Here is a 20,151-nt window from a genome sequence, read left to right as displayed (position 1 = left end):
GAGCGGATCGGCGTTGCATGATGCCCTCATGGGAGACAACGAATACGACGCGGCCACCGGAAGGCTCCGCGTGCTCCGCGCGAGCGACCGAGTGCTGTCCGGGAGACGACCCGTGACCATCGCCGAGCGGCTCGCCGGGCTCACGGCCGCCGCGGAGGGCCCGGCCGCGTCCGAGGAGTGGCCCGACTTCTACGGGGACGGCGGCTCGGTCGCGCGGCTGGAGGCACGCACGGCGGAACTGCTCGGCACCGAGGCGGCTCTGTTTTTCCCCACCGGCACGATGGCCCAACAGGTCGCCCTGCGCTGCCACGTCGGCGCGACCGGCTCGAACGTGGTCGGCATGCACCCGCGCGCCCACCCGCTGACCTACGAGCGCGACGCGGTCTCGGTCCTGTCCGGGATCCGGCCGCTCCTGCTGACCCGGGGCCCCGGCCAGATCACCGCCGAGGACGTCCGCGGGAGCGGTGAGCCGTTCGGCACGCTGTTCTACGAACTCCCGCTGCGCGACCACGGGTTCGTGCTACCCGAGTGGGACGACCTGCTCGCGACCGTACAGGCGGCACGGGACCGCCACGCCGCGCTGCACCTGGACGGCGCGCGGCTGTGGGAGAGCACCGCCCACCTCGGGCACGGCCTGACCGAGATCGTCGACCTGTTCGACTCGGTGTACGTGTCCTACTACAAGGGCCTCGGCGCGGGCGCCGGGGCGGCCCTCGCGGGCAGCGCCGAGCTGATCGAGGAGGCGCACGCGTGGCGGCACCGCTACGGCGGGCGGTCCTTCCAAATGTGGCCGATGGCGCTCGACGCACTCGTCGCGCTGGACGAGACGCTGCCGCGACTGGACACCTACGTCGCGCACGCCGCGACGATCGCGGCCGGCCTCGCAGCCGTGCCCGAAACGACCGTGTTCCCGGCGGTCCCGCACACGCACCAGTTCCAGGTGTGGCTGCCGTTCCCGGCCGACGTGCTCACCCGGGCCGCGTTCGACATCGCGGTCGAGCGCGGCGTGTGGCTGACCAACCGTTGGATCGAGCCGGGCCTGCCCGGCTTCTCGTACACCGAGATCACCGTCGCGGACCCGGCCCTGGAGTGGTCCGCCGAGGAGGCGACCGCCGAGTTCGCCGCCCTGGTCGAGCGGGCCCGCAAGAGTCGCTGATCGGCGCGGGCCGGCGGTGACATGTGTCACCACCGGCTCCGACGCCCGACGGGGCGTGTTGCGTCAAGCCCGGCCACTGAGCGATGCTGACCCCGCGCCGGCCCTACCGGCGCGGGGAGGGCGTGGCAGGAACCCGGTGCGATCCCGGGACGGTCCCGCCACTGTGACCGGCTCCGTCGTACGACGTCATCCGACGGCTACGACGTGACCGGGAGTCAGGAACTGCGCGTCTCACCCCGAGTCCGATGGGGCGAGGACCCCGGAGAGGCGCTCCAGGTGACGATTCCGTCCTGCCGGCGTTCTTGCATTCGCAGCATCCACTTTGTGGCGCGCCACGCCGTCGTCGGCGGAGGTGCCCGGTGATCCTGCTCCTGTCGACCTCCGACACCGACCTGCTCAGCGCCAAGGCGAGCGAGGGCGACTGGCGACCGGCCAACCCGGCCCGCGTCCACGTCGCCGACCTGCCCGCGCTCCTCGACGGCACCGACCTCGTGGTGGTTCGCCTGCTCGGCGGCCGACGCGCCTGGGAGGAGGGCCTGGACGCGCTGCTCGCGGGTCCGCGCCCGGTGGTCGTGCTCAGCGGTGAGTTCGCCGCCGACGCGGCCCTGATGGAGTTGGCGACCGTGCCCGCGGGGGTGAGCGCGCAGGCGCACACCTATCTCGCGCAGGGCGGCCCGGCCAACCTGACCCAGCTGTACCGCTTCCTCTCCGACACGATCCTGCTGACCGGCCACGGCTTCGAGCCGCCGGTCGAGGTGCCCTCGTGGGGCCGGCTCGACCGGACCGCGCGCACGAGCGAGGGCCCCGCCGTCGGCGTGCTGTACTACCGCGCCCACCACCTCGCCGGGAACACCGCGTTCGTGGACGGGCTGTGCGCGGCGATCGAGGACGCCGGCGGGCGGGCCGTGCCGATCTGGTGCGCGTCCCTGCGCGGCGCCGACGAGTCGCTGTTCGCGGCGCTCGCGGAGGTCGACGCGCTGCTGGTGACCGTGCTCGCGGCCGGTGGCGCCGGCGGTGCCAAACCCGCCGAGGTCTCGGCCGGCGGCGACGACGAGCAGTGGGACGTCGGCGCGCTCGGCGCCCTCGACGTCACCATCCTGCAGGCGCTCAGCCTGACCACCAGCCGCGCGGAGTGGGAGGCCGGCGACGCGGGCCTGTCCCCGATGGACGCGGCCACCCAGGTCGCCGTGCCCGAGTTCGACGGCCGGCTGATCACCGTCCCGTTCTCGTTCAAGGAGACCGGCCGAGACGGCCTCACCTACTACGCCGCCGACCCCGAGCGGGCCGCGCGCGTGGCCGGAATCGCGGTACGGCACGCCCGACTTCGGCACATTCCGGTCGGCGAGCGCAAGGTCGGCGTGGTGCTGTCCGCCTACCCGACCAAGCACGCCCGGATCGGCAACGCGGTCGGCCTGGACACCCCCGCGTCGGCGGTCGCGCTGCTGCGCGCGATGCGCGAGGCCGGGTACGACGTCGGCCCGATCGACGGCGCCGACGCGCTGCCCGGCCTCGAACCCCCGGACGGCGACAAGCTCATCCACGCGCTGATCGCCGCCGGCGGCCAGGACCCGGAGTGGCTGACGGAGGCTCAGCTCGAAGGCAACCCGGTGCGGATCTCGGCCGGCGACTACCGCGAGCGCTACGCCAAGCTGCCGATCGGCCTGCGCGCCGACATCGAGGAGCACTGGGGCCCGCCGCCCGGCGAGCTGTACGTGGACCACTCGCGCGACCCCGAGGGAGAGATCGTGCTCGCGGCGCTGCGCGCGGGCAACGTCATCCTGATCATCCAGCCGCCGCGCGGCTTCGGCGAGAACCCGGTCGCGATCTACCACGACCCGGACCTGCCGCCGAGCCACCACTACCTGGCCGCCTACTGGTGGCTCGACGCGCCCGCCGGACCGGGCGGGTTCGGCGCGGACGCGCTCGTCCACCTGGGCAAGCACGGCACGTTGGAGTGGCTGCCGGGCAAGAACCTCGGGCTGTCGGCGGAGTGCGGCCCGGACGCGGTGCTCGGCGATCTGCCGCTGGTGTACCCGTTCCTGGTCAACGACCCGGGCGAGGGCGCGCAGGCCAAGCGCCGCGCGCACGCGATCATCGTCGACCACCTCGTACCGCCGATGGCGCGCGCGGAGACCTACGGCGACCTGACCCGCCTGGAGCAGCTGCTCGACGAGTACGCGAACGTGCAGGCGCTCGACCCCGCCAAGGGGCCGGCCCTCCAGGCCCAGATCTGGACGCTGATCCAGGCCACCAAGCTCGACCACGACCTCGGGATCACCGACCGGCCGCACGAGGCCGAGTTCGACGACCTGATCCTGCACCTGGACGGCTGGCTGTGCGAGGTCAAGGACGCGCAGATCCGCGAGGGCCTGCACATCCTGGGCAGCGCGCCGACCGGTGAGGGGCGGATCAACCTGGTCACCGCGATGTTGCGGGCCCGCCAGGTGTGGGGCGGCAAGGCGGCGGCGCTGCCCGGGCTGCGCGAGTCGCTCGGGCTGGTCGAGGGCGGCAGCGCCTCGCGCAACGAGACCGACGCGGCCGAGGACCGCGCGCACCGGCTGGTCGCGGCGATGGAGGCCGGCGGCTGGGACCCGGCGCTCGCCCTGCCGGTCACCCGGGAGGTGCTGGGTGCCGAATCCGCGGCCGTGGCGGACGTGTTGGCGTTCGCGGCGACCGAGATCGTGCCGCGGCTGGACCGCACCGGCGACGAGATCGGCGCGGTGCTGCACGCGCTCGCCGGCGGGTACGTCGCGGCCGGACCGAGCGGGTCGCCGCTGCGCGGCCTGGTCAACGTGCTGCCGACGGGCCGCAACTTCTACACCGTCGACCCGAAGGCGATCCCGAGCCGACTGGCCTGGGAGACCGGACAGGCGCTCGCGGACTCGCTCCTCGAGCGCTACCGCGCCGACAACGACGGCGAGTGGCCGCGCTCGGTCGGGCTTTCGGTGTGGGGCACCAGCGCGATGCGCACCAGCGGCGACGACATCGCGGAGGTGCTGGCGCTGCTCGGGGTCCGTCCGGTGTGGGACGACGCGTCCCGGCGGGTCACCGGCATCGAGGCGATCACGCTCGCCGAGCTGGGCCGCCCGCGCGTGGATGTCACCGTGCGCATCTCGGGCTTCTTCCGGGACGCGTTCCCGCACGTCGTGCTGCTGCTCGACGACGCGGTGCGGCTGGTCGCGGAGTTGGACGAGGACGACGAGGACAACTACGTCCGCGCCCACGTGCGGGCCGACACCGAGCGGCACGGCGACGCGCGGCGCGCGACCACCCGCGTGTTCGGCTCGCGGCCCGGCGCGTACGGCGCGGGCCTGCTGCCGCTGATCGACGCCCGCACCTGGCGCGACGACGCGGACCTCGCCGAGGTGTACGCGACGTGGGGCGGGTACGCCTACGGGCGGGACCTGGACGGGGTGTTCGCGCGCGAGGACATGGAGGACGCGTACCGCAGGATCGCGGTCGCGGCCAAGAACACCGACACGCGCGAGCACGACATCGCCGACTCGGACGACTACTTCCAGTACCACGGCGGCATGGTCGCGGCCGTGCGCGCGCTCACCGGCAAGGCCCCGGCCGCGTACATCGGCGACTCGACGATGCCGGACGCGGTGCGGACGCGGACCCTGGAGCAGGAGACCGCGCGGGTGTTCCGGGCCCGGGTGGTCAACCCGCGCTGGATCGAGGCGATGCGCAAGCACGGCTACAAGGGCGCGTTCGAGCTCGCGGCGACCGTGGACTACCTGTTCGGCTACGACGCGACCACCGGCGTGGTCGCGGACTGGATGTACGAGAAGCTCACCGAGGAGTACGTCCTCGACGAGACCAACCGCGAGTTCATGCGCACCTCGAACCCGTGGGCCCTGCGCGGGATCGCCGAGCGGCTCCTGGAGGCCGCGGACCGCGGCATGTGGGAGAAGCCGACGGCGGCCACGCTGGAGGGGCTGCGCGAGGTGTACCTGGACGTCGAGGGAGACCTCGAAGGGGGCGAGGACGCGGCGGATGGCTGAGGGGAACCCCCCTGAGCGCATCGCCGGTTCGGTCGATGTGGTCGGGATCGGTGACGACGGGTGGGCGGGGCTCTCCGCCGCCGCCCGCGCGGTCGTCACCGGTGCCGACGTCGTGGTCGGGGCCGTGCGCCACCTGGCGCTGGTCCCGGCCGGCCCGGCCGAGCGGGTGGCGTGGCCCTCGCCGTTCTCGGTCGAGGTGGTGGCGAAGTCGGCCGCGCGCGGCACGGTGTGCGTGCTGGCCAGCGGTGACCCGATGTTCTTCGGCGTCGGGGCCACGCTGGTCCGGGAGTTGGGGCTCGATCGGGTCACCGTGTGGCCCGCGCCCTCCAGCGTCTCGCTCGCGTGCGCGCGGATGGGATGGTCCGTGCAGGACGTCCCGGTGGTGAGCGCGGTCGGCCGACCGCTCGCCGCGTTGGCCGCCGAACTGCACGCGGGGGCACGGGTGCTCGTGCTGGCCGCGGACGGACTGACACCCGGTGGGGCGGCCGAACTGCTGTGCGCGCGGGACTTCGGTTCGAGCACCGTCACGGTGCTCGAACACCTGGGCGGACCCGCCGAATCGGTGTGGCAGGGCACGGCCCACGCGCTCGCGGCCGCGCCCGAGCGGCGGTTCGCGAACCTCAACGTGATCGCGATCGCGTGCGGATCGGGGCCCGGGCTCAGCCGGGTGCCGGGGCTGCCCGACGACGCGTACGAGCACGACGGTCAGCTGACCAAGCGGGAGATCCGCGCGGTCACGCTCGCCGCGCTCGGACCGATGCCGGGCGAGCTGCTGTGGGACGTCGGGGCCGGGAACGGGAGCATCGGCATCGAGTGGATGCGGACGCACCCCTCCTGCCGCGCGATCGGTTTCGAGGCGCGTGCGGACCGGGCCGAACGGGCCCGCGCGAACGCGGCCACGCTCGGCGTGCCGGGGCTGCGGGTCGTGGTGGGGCGGGCACCGGACGTGCTGCCGGCGGGGGCGGCCGACCCGGTGGCGACGGCCGGCTCCTCGCGATCCGACGCGATCGCACCGGGCGGCGACGCACCCGACGCGATCTTCATCGGCGGCGGCCTGACGGCGGACGGCGTGGTCGAGCGGTGCTGGGCGTCGCTGCGACCCGGCGGTCGGCTCGTGGCGAACGCGGTGGTGGCCGAGACCGAGGCCGATCTCCTGCGCCATCGCGCGTCGTACGGCGGGGAGTTGACCCGCCTCCAGGTCACCCGGTCCGCGCCGGTCGGCCGATTCACGGGGTGGCGACCCGCGATGCCCGTCACCCAGTGGGTGGTCGTCAAGCCCGATACCAACGAGGAGTAGTCCAGCCATGACCGTCCACTTCATCGGCGCCGGCCCCGGCGCGGCCGACCTGATCACCGTGCGGGGTCTGCGGATCATCGCCGCGTCGCCGGTCTGCCTGTACGCGGGCGCGCTGGTGCCGCGCGAACTGGTCGAGGCGGCACCGGCGGGGGCCCGGCTCGTGGACACCGCCGACCTGAACCTGGACCAGATCGTCGAGGAGCTGCGGACCGCGCACGAGGCCGGGCACGATGTGGCCCGGTTGCAGTCGGGGGACACCTCGTTCTTCAGCGCCGTGGCCGAGCAGCAGCGCCGGCTCGACGCGCTGGGCATCCCGTGGGACATCACCCCCGGCGTACCGGCCTTCGCCGCCGCGGCGGCCGCGATGGGACGCGAGCTGACGCTGCCGACGGTGGGTCAGACGGTGATCCTGACCCGGGTCGCCGGCAACGCGACCGCGATGCCGCCGGGGGAGGACCTGAGCACGCTCGGACGATCGGGCGCGCTGCTCGTGCTGCATCTGGCGGTGGGTCAGGTCGAGCGTGTGGTCACCGAGTTGACCCCGCTGTACGGCGCGGACTGCCCGGTCGCGGTGGTCGCGCGCGCGTCGCGCGCCGACGAACTGATCGTGCGCGGCGAGCTGGCCGACCTGGTGTCGCTGGTGCGCGACAACGGGATCAAGGCGGTCGCGGTGATCATGGTCGGGCGGGTGCTCGGCGAACCGGGCTTCTGCGACAGCCACCTGTACAGCCGGGCCCGGGACCGGGCGTCGTGAGCCGCGGGCGGGCCCCGGGCCCTGCCCGGGGGATTGTGGCGGGTCCGCCGGGACTTCCCGGACCGGCCCAGGGCTCCTTCCTACGCCGGTTCGGCCCGGCCGACGATGGTGCCGCCGCGGTCGATCGCCACCACGTCGACGGTGATCGGGAGTTCGCTGCCGCGCAGCAGCGCGCGGGCCGCGTCGCGGGCGGCCACGGCCACCGCGTCGCCGAGCGGGACGTCGGCGGCCCGGGCGAGTTCGAGCGCGTGCAGGGCCGTGTTCGCGGCCCTGACGCGGTCCGCGAGCTCGGCCGTGCCGCCGGCGCCGAGGACCCGGGCGGCGAGCGCGTCCAGGTCCACCTGCGAGCGGCCCGAGTGCAGGTCGAGGTGCCCGTCGGCGAGCTTGGAGAGCTTGGCGAAGCCGCCGGCCACGGTCAGCCGCGGGATCGGGTGCCGGCGCAGGTACTTGAGCAGCGCGCCGGCGAAGTCGCCCATGTCGAGCAGCGCCGTGCCGGAGAGGCCGTACAGCTCGGCGCCGACCCGCTCGGAGGTGGTCCCGGTCGCGCCCAGCACGTGCGTCTCGCCGGTGGCCAGCGCGACGTCGATGCCGCGCCGGATCGAGTCGATCCAGGCCGAGCACGAGTACGGGATCACGACGCCGGTGGTGCCGAGGATGGACAGGCCGCCGAGGATGCCCAGGCGCGGGTTCCAGGTCTGCTCGGCGATCTCGGCGCCGTTGTCCACGGACAACTCGACCGTGACGTCGCCGCTGCCGCCGTACGCCTGCGCCACGCGCGCGACGGCCTCGCGCATGAGCTTGCGCGGCACGGGGTTGACGGCCGGCTCGCCGACCGCGAGCGGCAGGCCGGGCAGGGTCACCGTGCCGACGCCCGGGCCGGCGCGAAAGGTCACGCCGGTCCCCGGTTCGGCGTGCCGCACGGTGGCCCGGACCAGCGCGCCGTGCGTCACGTCGGGGTCGTCGCCGGCGTCCTTGACCACGCCCGCCATGGCCGCGTCGGGCGCGTGGTTCTCGACGGCGAGCGCGAACGCCGGGGTCTGGCCGCCGGGCAGGTGGACGGTCACCGGGTCGGGGAACTCGCCGGTGAGCAACGCCTGATAGGCCGCCGTCGTGGCGGCGGTCGCGCAGGCCCCGGTGGTCCAGCCGCGGCGCAACCCATCGGGGCGGGTCGTGCCGGTCATCGGGGAAGGGGCCGATCGTGAGCGGAGCCGGCGGAGCACGCGTGGTGCTCGTGCTCGGCGGTACGTCGGATGGGCGAGCGCTCGCGGCGCTGCTCCATCCGCTCCCCGGGATCCACGTCGTGTCGTCGTTGGCCGGCCGAACCAGCGCGCCCGTGCTGCCCGTCGGCGAGACGCGCGTGGGCGGCTTCGGCGGTGTGCGCGGCCTGGTCGGGTGGTTGCGCGAGCGCGCGCCCGCGGCGGTCGTGGACGCCACGCACCCGTTCGCGGCCCGGATCTCGGCGCACGCGGTCGCGGCCTGCGCCGAGGCGGGCGTACCGCTCCTGCGGCTGCAACGGCCGGGGTGGACCGCTGTGCCGGGCGACCGATGGCACCGCGTCGACTCCGCCGACGAGGCCGCGCGCGTCCTTCCCGCCCTGGCCCGGCGGGTGTTCCTGACCACGGGTCGGCTGGAGACCGCGCCGTACGCGCACCTGGACGACCTGTGGTTCCTGCTGCGCAGCGTCGAGCCGCCGACGGGCGAGCTGCCACGCGCCTGCGAAGTCCTGCTGGCCCGAGGCCCGTTCACGGTCGGGGACGAGATCGCGCTGCTGCGTGATCGGCGGATCGACGCGATCGTCACCAAGGACAGCGGCGGCGCCCTCACGGCGGCCAAGCTCACGGCCGCGCGCGAACTCGGCCTCCCGGTCGTACTGATCCGCCGTCCCGAGGTGACCGCGCCGGAGCGGGTCACCGACGCGGCGGCCGCGGCGCGGTGGGTCGAGGGCCTCGCGGTCGGGGCGTGAGACGCGCACGGCACTCACCGTGACCCAGGACCGCGCCGAAACGATCTTGGCGTCGAGCAGCGACGCGCCGGGCACGTCGCCCCTCGACACCGGGATCCCGTTCATCGCGGCGGGCGCTCAGGCCGGGTAGCGGCGCGGCGTGTACACGCCGGTCGTGCCGTCGGGCCGGGGGTACGTGCGGGTCTGCGACGAGCCGATGATCAACAGCGTGCGCATGTCCACCACCTCGGGGTCCAGGTCGGCCAGCCGGACCACGCGCACCGACTCGGTGGGCCCGCCGACATCGTGGCCGACCACCACCGGGGTGTCGGGGGCGCGGTGCTTGAGGAACAGATCGCGGGCCTCGGCGACCTGGGTGCGCCGGGTCTTGGAGGCGGGGTTGTAGATCGCCACCGCGAGGTCGGCCTCGGCGGCGGCGGTCAGCCGGCGCTCGATCACGTCCCACGGCTTGAGGATCGCGGACAGGCTGATCACGCAGAAGTCGTGGCCCAGCGGCGCGCCGGCGCGGGACGCCACGGCCTGCATCGCGGACAGGCCCGCGACCACCCGGACCGGGACCTCGGTCGCGCTCTCGTGCGCGGCCTCCAACACCGCGGAGGCCATCGCGAACACGCCCGCGTCGCCCGACGAGACCACCGCGACCCGGCCGCCGGCCTCGGCCAGCGCGATCGCGTGCCGGGCGCGCTCGGCCTCGACCCGGTTGTCGGTGCGGTGCCGCTTCTGGCCGGGGCGTGGTTGGACGCGGTCGACATAGGGGCCGTAGCCGACCACGTGGTCGGCGCCGGCGAGGGCCGCGTGCGCGTCCGGGGTGAGCCATTCGGGGCCGGCCGGGCCGAGGCCGACCACGTCGATCGAGCCGAGCTCGCCGGTCGGTTCGGGCAGCACGTACTCCGGCTCGGACGCGCGCGGCGTGCGGTTGGTCGCGAACTCGCCGCCGGGGGACGCGGACGGGGTGATCACGAGGGAGAAGTACGGAACGTCCTCCGGTGTCACCTCCGCGAGCGGCAGCACCCGCTGGCGGTCGGTCGTCGCGCGTTCGACGTACCAGGTCCGCTCGGCCAGCCCCGCCTGCTCGAACGCACCGCGTACGGCCGGGAAATGGCGCTTGCCGAGCTTGATCACGGCGGCCGAGTCGGTGGTCCGCAGGCGGGCCGCGAGCACGTCGGGCGGGAGTGTCCCGGGCAGGATCGTGAGCACCTCGTCGTGCTGGACGAGGGGGCGGCCGAGCACGGCCGCGGCGCCGCTGACCGAGGTCACGCCGGGCACCACCTCGACCGGGTAGCGGTCGGCGAGGCGCTCGTGCCAGTACATGTACGAGCCGTAGAAGAACGGGTCGCCCTCGCACAGCACCGCGACGTCGCGGCCCGCGTCCAGGTGCGCGGCGATCTCGGCGGCGGTCGCGTCGTAGTAGTCCCCGAGCGCGCCGTCGTAGCCGCCCGGGTGGTCGGTGCTCTCGGTGGTCACCGGGTATTCGAGCGGCAGCCGGAGCTGGGCGTCGACGAGGTAGGGCTCGGCGATCGTGATCGCGACGCCGCGCGCGCCCTTCTTGACCGGGTAGGCGACCACGTCGACCGAGGTCAGCAGACGGTGCGCCTTCAGGGTCATCAGCTCGGGGTCGCCCGGGCCGAGGCCGATGCCGTACAGCCGGCCGGTGGTGGTCACGCTGTGCTCCATGGTGGTGTCGGTGCTCACTCTTGCTCGCTCGCGAGCGCGTTCAGGGCGGCGGCGGTCATCGCGCTGCCGCCGCGGCGGCCGTGCACGACGAGGTAGGGGATGCCGGCACCGTGCTCGGCGAGGGCCTGCTTGGACTCGGCGGCGCCGATGAAGCCGACCGGGATGCCGATGATCGCGGCCGGGTGCGGGGCGCCCTGGTCGATCAGTTCGAGCAGACGGAACAGCGCGGTGGGGGCGTTGCCGACCGCGACCACGGCGCCGGCGAGGTCCTCGACCCACAGGTCCACGGCGGCGGCGCTGCGGGTGGTGGCCTGTTCGGCGGCCAGGACCGGCGTGCGCGGGTCGGCGAGCAGGCAGCGCACGTCGTTGTCCTCGGGCAGCCGCTTGCGGGTCACCCCGGACGCGACCATGTTGGCGTCGCACAGGATCGGCGCACCGGCGCGGAGGGCCTCGGCGCCGGCCCGGGCGACGTCGGGGTGGAAGCCGACGTCCCGCGGCAGGTCGGTCATGCCGCACGCGTGGATCATCCGGACGACGACGCGCGAGACGTCCTCGGGGAAGCGGGACAGGTCCGCCTCGGCCCGGATGGTCGCGAACGACCGCCGATAGATCTCGGCGCCGTCCTTGATCCAGTCGTCCACGTCGGCTGCTCCTTTGCCCGGTGGGGGTTGGGTGGTGCGGGGGTGGCGGTCGGTGGGGTGCGGCGGGGTTTCGCGCGTCGGTGGTCACGAGCGGTCGGTCGGGGCCGTTGGGCTCGTCGGAGCGGTCGGGCTGGGCGGACCGGCCGGGAGGGCCGGGAGGGCCGGGTTGCCGGCCGGGACGGCCTCGTAGGTGCCGTCCTCGCGGGCGACCATCAGGGTCGCGCCGGCGGGTCTGCCGCAGGCTCGGGTACAGCCGACCCAGTGCGTGTCGTCCCGACGCGGGTCGTCCCGGTGCGCGTCGACCCTGCGCGGGTCGCCTCGGTGCGGGTCGACCCGGGCGGCGGGCGGGGAGCCGGTCGCCGCGGCCGTTCGTGGTCGGCCCAGCGCGTGCCGGGCGGCGTCGGCGCGGACGTCGGCCAGGGCCCGGCGGCATGCCCCGAGGCCGCTGCACGCGGTCACGCCCAGCCACGGTGAGGCGGGGTCGCAGGGGAGGCCGGCCGCTTCGAGCGCGGCGACGGTCGCGGCGGGGTCGGTCACGTCGCGCAGCACCACGCCGCGCGTGGTGGTGATCGCGAGATCGGCGTCCAGCGCGACCAGCGCCGCGATATGACGCTGCGTCAAGCGGCCGAGCGGGACCGTCGCGCCGACGGCGGAGCGGGCGTCGGATTGGCGCAGCACGCCGATCGGTGGGCGGGCGGCCCGAGGCCGGTCGGTGGGGCGGTCGGCGCGGGCCCGCCCGGCGGCCAACGCGGCGGCGAAGGCGGCGGCCCCGGCCGGGAGTTCGCGCACGTGCCAGGCGCCGGAGTCGGCCCGTTCGGCCAGGAACGCGTGGGCCACCCGGACGACGGCCTCGGCGGCCTCGGCGGCCGGGACGCGGCGGCCCGTGTCGTGGCCGGCGACGTGTACCGCGAAGGTGTCCCGGGCCACCGCGAGCAGGTCGATGTCGTGGCGCGCGGACGCGATCGGGATCCCGCCGTCGTCCACGCCGATCAGGAAGCGGCCGGACAGCGCGGTCAGCTCCGGGGCCGCGCACAGGGCGTGGTCGATCGCGGTGACCACCGTGTCGGCGGCCACGAGCGCGTGCGGGTCGCGGCCGGCCAGCGGGCTCGCCAGGATGTTGCGCACGCGGTCGTGGCTGCGCGAGGGCATCAGGCCCGCGGCGGCCACGGCGGCGGCGACGGCGGGCAGGTCGGCCTCGCGCAGGCCGCGCAGCTGTACGTTGGCGCGCGCCGTCAGGTCGACGTCGCCGGTACCGAACCGCCGTGCCACGTCCGCGAGTTCGCGCAGGCGGGCGGCGTCGATCCGGCCGCCCGGGAGGCGTACGCGCGCGATCAGGCCGTCGTCGGCCGGCGACGCGTCCACGACACCGGGGCAGGCGTCGTTGCGATCGCGGACCACCACCGCACCCACCACCCTTCGTCCCGCGTCGGCGCCTCGCATCGGTATGCCCGGCCTGTCACCCCATGTCGGGTTGATGGTCGGCCAGATGCGACACTGTTGCATATGGACGACGGTGTACAGCACCCCACCCCCGACCCGGTGGCCGAGGCGGTGCGGCAGATCCGCGCGCACGGCGAGCGGGTCACGGTGGCGCGTACGGCGGTGCTCCGGGTCCTCGCCGACGCGAACGAACACCTGAGCGCCGACGCGATCTTCGCGGCCGTGTCCCGCGCGGCCCCGGGGGTCCACCGCACGACCATCTATCGCGCCCTCGACGCCCTCGAACGCCTCGACCTGGTCGCCTTCACCCGCCTGCGCCACGACGCGGCCACCTACCACCTGGCGGGCCACTTGGTCGGCGGCACCCACGTCCACGTGCGCTGTCGCGTGTGCGGCACGGTCAGCCACGCCCCGGGCGATCTGTTGGACGACGTGGCGACCCGCCTGGCCGCGGAACAGGCCTTCGCCCTCGACCCCACGGCCGTGGCCCTGACCGGCCGCTGCGCGGATTGCGCGAAGGCCGATGGGCCGGCGGTGCGGGGTGGTCGGTCGCGCTATCCGTAGGCCGTGTCCGTCCGACGCCCGGCCGGGGTGGGCCGGGACCACGTCGGCCGCGGAAGGCGGTCGACATGGTCCCGGGGTCCGAGAGCGAGCGGGTCGGCGGAACCTCGACGGGGGTCAGGTCGGCTGTACGAAGCGGTATCCGCGCCGGAGCAGCCGCGGCAGCCACACTTCGAGCGCGGCCACCGTCTGGTCGCGTGCCCCACCCGCGTCGTGGTTGAGGATGATCGACCCCGTGGTGGTGTCGGCCAGCACGCGCTCGGCGATCTCGGTGGCGCCGGGCCGTTCCCAGTCGCGGGGATCGACCGACCAGCCGAGCGGACGCAGCCCGGACGCGGTCAGCGTGCCCATCACCTCCGGCGACCAGCGGCCGTACGGGGCGCGGAACCAGGTGACCCGGTAGCCCGGCACGGCACGGTCGATCGCGGTCAGATTGCGTTCCACCTCGGCCGCGACGCCCCCGGGGTCGAGCTGCTGCAGGTTCGGATGCGACCACGAGTGGCCCGCGATCGCGTGCCCGTCGTCGTGGATCGCCCGGACCAGTTCGGGGTGTCGCTCGACCTCCGTGCCCACGACGCAGAACGTCGCGCGGACCCGGTGCCGCTCCAACACCCGCAACACCTGCGGCGTGTACACGGGATCCGGTCCGTCGTCGAACGTCACCGCGATCCCTTGTGGCCCGGCGTCTACGAAGCGCACCGGTTCCGGTACGAAGGCGGGTCTGGGGGTGGGCTGTGCGTCCGCGGCGTGGGCGGTCGAGCCGGCGATACCGAGCATTCCCAGGGTGGCCGCGGCGCCCATCAGCAACGTGCGGCGCGACGTGGCAGAGGTGGTGTCCATGTCGAGTGTCTTGCACATGTGCGCGACCGCATCCACGAGGACACGCACGACTCGGCCGGAGTTCACCGGTTCGGCGGGTGGGATCGTCGCGCCCGCCGGGTGGCGGCGAGCGGGGCTTCCGACCCGCGGCCCGTTCGCCGCTCCGACCTCGGTGGGACGACGTCGAGCGGGGTCATCCCCGGGAGCGAGCACCGGGGCAGCCTGTGGGCCGAAGTGTCGCGGGCGCGCGGAGTGACACGCTTCGGGCATGAGTACAGCACGGGGGATCGCCACCGCCGAAGAGTTCCGCCCGACCGTCGCACCCTCCCCGCGCTGGGCGCTGTGGGCCGCGCACGCCGCCGCGCTCACGCCGCTGCCGTCGGCGATCTGGCGGTTCGCGTTGGCCTTCGGGCACCACGGCGGATACACCGAACAGGGCTATCGGGACATGAACATGAACGGCTGGGGGACCAGTTGGGTGATCTTCCTGAGCCTGTCCACGGAACTGGCCGCCCTGCTCACCCTGGGCCTGGTCCGGCCGTGGGGCGAAGTACCGCCCCGATGGGTCCCGTTCGTGGGCGGCAAGCGCATGCGGCCCGAGATCGTGGAGAAGGTCGCCTGGGTGGGCGTCGGGGTCCTGGTCGTGCTGTGGGGGCAGATGCTGTTCTGGTGGGCCGTCTCGCACGACGACATGACCAACGCCGGCACCAACGTGGTCGGCGTGCTCTACCAGCCGCTCGTGCTGTGGCCCCTGCTGCTCGCGGCGGTCACCTGGTCCTACCGCAGGCGCCACCGCGCGTGAACGCACGTCACGGGCGGTGGCGCCGGGTCGAGAGTCAGGCCGCGGGGTGCTTGGTGCGATGGCGCTGCGCGGCCAGGCCGACCACGATGCCGAGCAGTGCCGCCGCGAGCATCAGGCCGGCCTGGATCTCGAAGGCTCGGCTGAAGCCGTCCACCGTGGCCTGGCCCCGCTCCACGCCGGACTTCATGCGATCCCTGGTGTGGTTGGTCGCGACCGTGACCAGGACCGCGATCCCGATCGCCGCGCCGATCTGCTGACACGTCGTCACCATGGCGGAGGCGACGCCGCCTTCGCCCTCGCCGGCGCCACCGGTCGCGGTGTTGATGATCGCGACGAACGCGACACCGAGGCCGAGGCCGGTGATCAGCAGCGCGGGCAGCAGGTGCGCCGTGAACGAGCTGTGCGCGTCGAGCCGGCTCATCATCCACATGCCTCCGGCGGCGACCGCCGGACCCACGGTGACCGGGACGAGCGGCCCGCGGCCCGCGATCAACTTGGTCGCCGCAGCCGCGCCGGCCCCCATGCCCACACTGAACGGCAGGAACGACAGGCCGGTGCGCATCGGTTCCCACCCCTGGATCCGCTGCATGTAGAGGGTCAGGAAGAAGAACATCGCGAACAGGCCGCCCGCGGCCACCAGCACCAGCATGTCCGCCAGCACCACGTGCCGCATCCTCAACAGGGCGCGGGGCAACAGCGGTTCGGCCGCGTACCGCTGCCGGAGCGCGAAGCCGAGCGCGAGAAGGGCGGCGACGAGCAGGCCGAGCAGGGTCCGGCCGGAGCTCCACGGGTGGTTGGGGGTCTCGACGACGGTGTACACGAGCGACAGCACGGCGGCCGTACCGAGCGCGGCGCCCACGAAGTCCGGGACCCGGCGCACCGCGGAGCGGTCGTCGGCACCGATGATTTTCGGCAGTGCGATCAGCGCGAGCGCGCCGATCGGCAGGTTGATCAGGAAGATCCAGCGCCAGTTGGACCATTCGACCAGCGCGCCGCCGAGCAGCAGGCCGGTCGCCGCACCGAGGCCGGTGAGCGCGGCCCAGGTGCCGAGCGCGCGGGCTCGTTCCTTGGGCTCGCGGAAGGTCGCGAGCAGGATCGCCAGCGCGGCGGGGGACAGCAGCGCGCCGGCGATGCCCTGCGCGGCCCGTGCCGCGATCAGCGTCCCGGAGTTGGGCGCGATGCCGCACACGGCCGAGGCGGCGACGAACATCACCAGGCTGCCGGCGAACAGCCGGCGCCGACCGAGCAGGTCGGCGAGCCCGCCGCCGATCAGCAGGAAGCCGCCGAAGGTCAGGAAGTAGGCGTTGGTCACCCAGGACAGCGAGTTCTCGGTGAATTCGAGATCGTCGCCGATGGTCGGCAGGGCGACGTTGACGATCGTGTCGTCGATGAGCAGGACGAACTGGGCGACGCAGACGAGCAGGAGGACGAGCTTCGGGTTCGTGGGGCGCGTGGATCGCGACGCATCGGCAGGTCCCGCGTCCCCGGTCGGGCGCACGGATTCCGCAGGGTGCCCGGACTTGGTGACAGGTATCCCGGAGGTTGCCATGATTCCTACGTTCGTAGAAGTTAGTTCTATAGTTGTAGAGAATATTTCTACAAGCGTCAAGTTCAGGGATAATGGACCCATGTCGCCCGTCAACGAACCCGTCGAACCCGCCTCGCCTGCAACGCCTGCCTCGCCTGCAACGCCTGCCGCGTCCGCCGCGTCAGCGCCGTCCGGTGCGCCGGGCTCGTCCGCGCGGGTCGATCGCCGCACGCTGATGCTCGACGCCTCGATCCGGGTGATAGCCACACACGGGCTGCGGGGACTCACGCATCGCGCCGTCCAGGAGGAGGCCGGGCTGCCGAACGGCTCGGTCACGTACTACTTCAAGACCCGCGACCAGCTGATCCTGGCCGTGATCAACCGGATGGCCACCCTCGACAAGGAGTACGCGGGGCTCATCACCCACGAACTGCTGCGGGCGGCGGCGGTGCGGCCGGTGGTGATCGACTACGCGCAGATGGCGACGTTCATGGCGCATTGGTGGACCGAGGGGCGCGACATCCAGCTGGCCCGCCTGGAGCTCGAACTCGCGGGCGCGCGCGAGCCGTTGATCCGCGAGGAGCTGATCCGCTGTCAGGCCGAGTTCCGTGCCTTCGCGGAACTGGTCGTACTGTCCCTGGGCTCCACGGACGCCGAACTGGACGGCCACGTACTCCTGTGCATGCTCCATGGCCTACTACTCGACTACGTCACCCGCGACACCCACCACCCACGCTTCCTGGAGGTCGGGCTACGCAGGATGTTGTCGTCGGTACTTGACTGACGGCGGGGCGGGGCCGTCGACCCGACCCGACCCGACACGGCGGCGGGCGCGGGCAACGTTGGTGGCCGGACTTCGACGGCGGTAGCCGCCCGCCACGCGGACGGCCCGCCCCGAATTGCAATGGGCCGGTGCGGTCCTGGCCGCTCGTCGTCCTCGTGCTCAGCGGCTCCCCGGCTCCAGGGTCAAGGTCGCGGAGGAGGTCGCCGCGACTCGGGCGCGGGCCATGTGGACGTGCCAGGAGTCGGGGGCGAAGCGCGTCGCCTCTGCCAGGGCCTCGTTCGCGGCGGTCAGGTCGCCCTTGAGGGCGAGGCAGATGGCGATCATGGACTCGGTCTCGGCGCACGCGCCCGGCGACCTGTGGCGGCCGGCCCTGCGGCGCCAACGGCGGGCCATGCCGAGGGCGCGATCGAAGCGTCCCTCGTACACGTCCAGCATCAGCTCGCTCAGGCACCCCTGTCGGCGGTGCCCTCCGTCGGCGCCGGTCACCGCGGGGCGGAGCATCGGTACCACCACGGCAGCGTCCGCCGATCCCTGGAACAGGGCCAATGCGGAGAAGTCCGCGTACATGTGCAGGATCATCGGCCGGTGTCGATCATCGTCGGCGTGTGTCGCCAACCACCGGCCCGTGATCTCCAACGCGGCTGCCGCCTCGCCTCGGTCGAAGTGCATCATGGCCCGTACCAGGACCCCGAGGGCTCGCCCCATCGGCGTGTCGGGCATCGCGTCCGCGTGCCGCTGCGCCGTCTCCAGGTCGACCCGGTACAACGCCCGCCCCGCGCGCACGTACCGCGAAAAGGCGACCCGGTCCTGCTTCGACAGCGCCAACACCCCGAGCACCCGGAACCGTTGCCACAGTTGCAGTCCCGCCATGCCGGCCAGGAGCAGCAGGCTTCCGAGCACGAGCCGCCGGGGCTCGTCCGGCGCGGGCATCACGACGAACGGGGCCGCCGCGATACCGGCCAACGACAGAGCCCAAATCACCCACACGATCACGCGCACGCCGGTGAGTATCGCACCCCGTCGGTCCGCCGAATCGGCGAGGACGCGAAGTCGGGACATTCGGCGGGACGCGCCGTCCGGGCGCGATCGAGGGCGGCCGGCGGGTGGGTCGGCGCGGCTCGCCGAGCGCGGGTCGCCACAAGCAATAAACTAATGCTTCAGAATCACTTGACCCATTAGTTCATTGCCCGGTAGAACTGACCCATCAACCCGTCCAGGAGGACAGACACCATGGGCAACATCGGCACCATCCCGCAGACCGTGCACCGTTTCGTGGACGTGGACGGCGTCCGGGTCTTCTACCGGGAGACCGGTCCGGCGACGGCGCCCACGCTGCTTCTGCTGCACGGATTCCCGTCCGCCTCGCACCAGTACCGCCGGCTCATGGACGCACTCGGCAACGACTACCGCCTGATCGCGCCGGACTACCCCGGCTTCGGCCACACCGAGGCGCCCGCAGGTTTCACGTACAGCTTCGACCGGCTCGCCGACATCGTCGAGGGCTTCGTGGACGCGCTGGGCCTGGACCGGTACGTCCTGTACACCTTCGACTTCGGCGGCCCCGTGGGGATGCGCCTCGCCGAACGCCGTCCGGAAGCGGTCGCCGGCCTGATCGTCCAGAACGCCAACGCCTACGCCGAGGGGCTGTCCGAGCTGGCCCGCGACTTCACCGCGCTCAGGCCCGGTGTCGAGGGCGCCCGCGAACAGGCGGCCGGCCTGCTGGTCCTCCCCGTCACCCGCAGCCAGTACGAGGGCGGCACGGTCGACGCCACGCTGGTCGCTCCCGACGGCTGGACCCTGGACCAGCACTTCCTGGACCTTCCCGGCCGCAAGGAGGCCCAGGTCGACCTGGCCTTGGACTACCACTCGAACGTGGCCCGGTACCCGCGGTGGCAGGCGTGGCTGGCCGAGCACCGTCCCGCCACCCTGATCGTGTGGGGTCGCAACGACATCTTCTTCCCCGAGCCCGGCGCGCACGCCTACCTCGCCGACCTGCCCGACGCCGAGGTGCACATCCTCGACACCGGCCACTTCGCCCTCGAGGACAAGCTTCCGGAAATCGCCCCGCTCATCGCGGACTTCCTGGACCGGACCTGGCACTGACGCACGCGCGGCGAACGCGGCGGCTCACGCCGTGCCCACGAACAGAGGCCATCGGCGACACAGGATGCGGGCGGCCCTGCGGGTCGGTTTTCCGTACACGGCCCGAGCAAATCGGCTGCGGTGTCCAGGGGCCTTCCGCTCGGTGCGTGCGCGGGTCGGAGCGGTAGCCCCGGCCTGCGCACGCGCGTCAGGCCACCGTGCCGGCGACTCCGGTGCGGCCGTCGGGGACGCCGACGATCGTCACGATCGCTTGCTCGCGGACAGCCTCGCCGAGCACGCCGGCCAGTGCTTCGGTGGTGGTGGCGACCAGGCGGGCGGGAGCATCCGGGACCTCGGGTAGGTGATACGCGGCCTCACGCATGCTAAGGGTGACCAGAGGTGCATCGTTGTCGGTCGGGTTGCCGCCGATGCCCCGGCGGTGCTGCGGGATGCCGATCAGGTCCACCCCGACGAGGCGGCGGAACTCCTCGCCGTAGACGGCACCGACCGCGTCGGTCAGGGCGCTGATCAGCTTCGGTTCTACCGTCCCGTCGAGGGATTCTTCGCGGATATGCACGCTGAAGTGCGGCATGGTGGCAACTCCGTTCACGCCGGTACGTACGATGGAAGGAGTTCACTTTGC

General features: G+C 73.5%; 17 protein-coding genes and 1 riboswitch. Of the genes, 9 read left to right on the top strand and 8 right to left on the bottom strand.

The window, feature by feature from the left end; all coding sequences use genetic code 11:
- The first annotated feature begins 28 nt into the window (after positions 1 to 28).
- The 4 genes from OG928_RS06900 to cobM all read left to right on the top strand — a co-directional run bounded on the left by OG928_RS06900 (position 29) and on the right by cobM (position 7,214).
- Positions 29 to 1,156: a threonine aldolase family protein gene (locus tag OG928_RS06900; RefSeq protein ID WP_406280602.1), complete on the top strand. Its 1,128-nt coding sequence runs from the start codon at positions 29 to 31 to the stop codon at positions 1,154 to 1,156.
- Between the two features lie 126 nt (positions 1,157 to 1,282).
- A riboswitch (cobalamin riboswitch) is annotated at positions 1,283 to 1,381 on the top strand.
- 134 nt (positions 1,382 to 1,515) lie between these two features.
- Entirely contained in the window at positions 1,516 to 5,163 is a 3,648-nt protein-coding gene (cobN, locus tag OG928_RS06895) for a cobaltochelatase subunit CobN (protein ID WP_406280600.1), read from the top strand.
- Complete coding sequence (gene cbiE, locus OG928_RS06890) at positions 5,156 to 6,460, top strand: precorrin-6y C5,15-methyltransferase (decarboxylating) subunit CbiE (protein ID WP_406280598.1); 1,305 nt, start codon at positions 5,156 to 5,158, stop codon at positions 6,458 to 6,460. Before cobN ends, cbiE begins: the two co-directional genes overlap by 8 nt.
- Positions 6,461 to 6,467: 7 nt before the next feature.
- On the top strand, positions 6,468 to 7,214 hold the full coding sequence (gene cobM / locus OG928_RS06885) for a precorrin-4 C(11)-methyltransferase (RefSeq protein ID WP_406280597.1): 747 nt from the start codon (positions 6,468 to 6,470) through the stop codon (positions 7,212 to 7,214).
- Positions 7,215 to 7,294: 80 nt separating this feature from the next.
- On the opposite strand, the gene OG928_RS06880 is transcribed toward cobM, so the two are convergent.
- On the bottom strand, positions 7,295 to 8,395 hold the full coding sequence (locus tag OG928_RS06880; RefSeq protein ID WP_406280595.1) for a cobalt-precorrin-5B (C(1))-methyltransferase: 1,101 nt from the start codon (positions 8,393 to 8,395) through the stop codon (positions 7,295 to 7,297).
- A gap of 17 nt (positions 8,396 to 8,412) precedes the next feature.
- On the opposite strand from OG928_RS06880, the gene OG928_RS06875 reads away from it, so the two are divergent.
- Positions 8,413 to 9,177, top strand: a complete 765-nt coding sequence (locus tag OG928_RS06875; RefSeq protein ID WP_406280593.1) for a cobalt-precorrin-6A reductase — start codon at positions 8,413 to 8,415, stop codon at positions 9,175 to 9,177.
- 117 nt (positions 9,178 to 9,294) lie between these two features.
- Here OG928_RS06875 and OG928_RS06870 read toward each other — a convergent pair whose 3' ends face one another.
- The 3 genes from OG928_RS06870 to OG928_RS06860 all read right to left on the bottom strand — a co-directional run bounded on the left by OG928_RS06870 (position 9,295) and on the right by OG928_RS06860 (position 12,893).
- Positions 9,295 to 10,851: a precorrin-2 C(20)-methyltransferase gene (locus OG928_RS06870; protein WP_406290812.1), complete on the bottom strand. Its 1,557-nt coding sequence runs from the start codon at positions 10,849 to 10,851 to the stop codon at positions 9,295 to 9,297.
- A 14-nt stretch (positions 10,852 to 10,865) separates the two neighbouring features.
- Entirely contained in the window at positions 10,866 to 11,492 is a 627-nt protein-coding gene (locus tag OG928_RS06865; RefSeq protein ID WP_406280591.1) for a precorrin-8X methylmutase, read from the bottom strand.
- An 84-nt stretch (positions 11,493 to 11,576) separates the two neighbouring features.
- The gene (locus OG928_RS06860; RefSeq protein WP_406280589.1) at positions 11,577 to 12,893 is read right to left on the bottom strand and encodes a cobalamin biosynthesis protein CobG; all 1,317 of its coding nucleotides are present in this window, start codon (positions 12,891 to 12,893) and stop codon (positions 11,577 to 11,579) included.
- A 102-nt stretch (positions 12,894 to 12,995) separates the two neighbouring features.
- Between OG928_RS06860 and OG928_RS06855 the strand changes: the two genes are divergently transcribed.
- Positions 12,996 to 13,496 carry a Fur family transcriptional regulator gene (locus OG928_RS06855; RefSeq protein WP_406280587.1) on the top strand — a complete coding sequence of 167 codons (501 nt, stop codon included), beginning with the start codon at positions 12,996 to 12,998 and terminating at the stop codon, positions 13,494 to 13,496.
- Positions 13,497 to 13,610: 114 nt separating this feature from the next.
- Here the strand turns inward: OG928_RS06855 and OG928_RS06850 are convergent, their stop codons facing one another.
- Entirely contained in the window at positions 13,611 to 14,333 is a 723-nt protein-coding gene (locus OG928_RS06850) for a polysaccharide deacetylase family protein (protein WP_406280586.1), read from the bottom strand.
- Positions 14,334 to 14,580: 247 nt separating this feature from the next.
- On the opposite strand from OG928_RS06850, the gene OG928_RS06845 reads away from it, so the two are divergent.
- Positions 14,581 to 15,114, top strand: coding sequence for a hypothetical protein (locus OG928_RS06845; RefSeq protein ID WP_406280584.1), 534 nt, complete (start codon positions 14,581 to 14,583; stop codon positions 15,112 to 15,114).
- A 34-nt stretch (positions 15,115 to 15,148) separates the two neighbouring features.
- Here OG928_RS06845 and OG928_RS06840 read toward each other — a convergent pair whose 3' ends face one another.
- Entirely contained in the window at positions 15,149 to 16,663 is a 1,515-nt protein-coding gene (locus OG928_RS06840; RefSeq protein ID WP_406280582.1) for an MFS transporter, read from the bottom strand.
- A 79-nt stretch (positions 16,664 to 16,742) separates the two neighbouring features.
- Here OG928_RS06840 and OG928_RS06835 point away from each other — a divergent pair, with 79 nt between their 5' ends.
- Positions 16,743 to 17,426, top strand: a complete 684-nt coding sequence (locus OG928_RS06835) for a TetR/AcrR family transcriptional regulator (RefSeq protein ID WP_406280580.1) — start codon at positions 16,743 to 16,745, stop codon at positions 17,424 to 17,426.
- A gap of 159 nt (positions 17,427 to 17,585) precedes the next feature.
- On the opposite strand, the gene OG928_RS06830 is transcribed toward OG928_RS06835, so the two are convergent.
- On the bottom strand, positions 17,586 to 18,425 hold the full coding sequence (locus OG928_RS06830; RefSeq protein WP_406280578.1) for a hypothetical protein: 840 nt from the start codon (positions 18,423 to 18,425) through the stop codon (positions 17,586 to 17,588).
- A gap of 231 nt (positions 18,426 to 18,656) precedes the next feature.
- Here OG928_RS06830 and OG928_RS06825 point away from each other — a divergent pair, with 231 nt between their 5' ends.
- Positions 18,657 to 19,529, top strand: coding sequence for an alpha/beta fold hydrolase (locus tag OG928_RS06825; protein ID WP_406280576.1), 873 nt, complete (start codon positions 18,657 to 18,659; stop codon positions 19,527 to 19,529).
- Between the two features lie 187 nt (positions 19,530 to 19,716).
- Here the strand turns inward: OG928_RS06825 and OG928_RS06820 are convergent, their stop codons facing one another.
- On the bottom strand, positions 19,717 to 20,100 hold the full coding sequence (locus tag OG928_RS06820; RefSeq protein ID WP_406280574.1) for a hypothetical protein: 384 nt from the start codon (positions 20,098 to 20,100) through the stop codon (positions 19,717 to 19,719).
- Between the last annotated feature and the right edge of the window lie 51 nt (positions 20,101 to 20,151).

Source organism: Embleya sp. NBC_00896, assembly GCF_045207785.1.
In the GTDB taxonomy this organism is placed as follows: Bacteria; Actinomycetota; Actinomycetes; order Streptomycetales; family Streptomycetaceae; genus Embleya.
The sequence above is the reverse complement of the archived record's forward strand: the minus strand, read 5'-3'. Positions and strand labels throughout refer to the sequence as shown.

Bases quoted from the DNA above. Each gene is read 5' to 3' on its own strand.
- OG928_RS06900 (WP_406280602.1), top strand. From the start codon at position 29: ATGGGAGACAACGAATACGACGCGGCCACCGGAAGGCTCCGCGTGCTC.
- OG928_RS06845 (WP_406280584.1), top strand. From the start codon at position 14,581: ATGAGTACAGCACGGGGGATCGCCACCGCCGAAGAGTTCCGCCCGACC.
- OG928_RS06835 (WP_406280580.1), top strand. From the start codon at position 16,743: ATGTCGCCCGTCAACGAACCCGTCGAACCCGCCTCGCCTGCAACGCCT.
- OG928_RS06850 (WP_406280586.1), bottom strand. From the start codon at position 14,333: ATGGACACCACCTCTGCCACGTCGCGCCGCACGTTGCTGATGGGCGCC.
- OG928_RS06825 (WP_406280576.1), top strand. From the start codon at position 18,657: ATGGGCAACATCGGCACCATCCCGCAGACCGTGCACCGTTTCGTGGAC.
- cbiE (WP_406280598.1), top strand. From the start codon at position 5,156: ATGGCTGAGGGGAACCCCCCTGAGCGCATCGCCGGTTCGGTCGATGTG.
- cobM (WP_406280597.1), top strand. From the start codon at position 6,468: ATGACCGTCCACTTCATCGGCGCCGGCCCCGGCGCGGCCGACCTGATC.
- OG928_RS06855 (WP_406280587.1), top strand. From the start codon at position 12,996: ATGGACGACGGTGTACAGCACCCCACCCCCGACCCGGTGGCCGAGGCG.
- OG928_RS06880 (WP_406280595.1), bottom strand. From the start codon at position 8,395: ATGACCGGCACGACCCGCCCCGATGGGTTGCGCCGCGGCTGGACCACC.
- OG928_RS06840 (WP_406280582.1), bottom strand. From the start codon at position 16,663: ATGGCAACCTCCGGGATACCTGTCACCAAGTCCGGGCACCCTGCGGAA.
- OG928_RS06820 (WP_406280574.1), bottom strand. From the start codon at position 20,100: ATGCCGCACTTCAGCGTGCATATCCGCGAAGAATCCCTCGACGGGACG.
- OG928_RS06870 (WP_406290812.1), bottom strand. From the start codon at position 10,851: ATGGAGCACAGCGTGACCACCACCGGCCGGCTGTACGGCATCGGCCTC.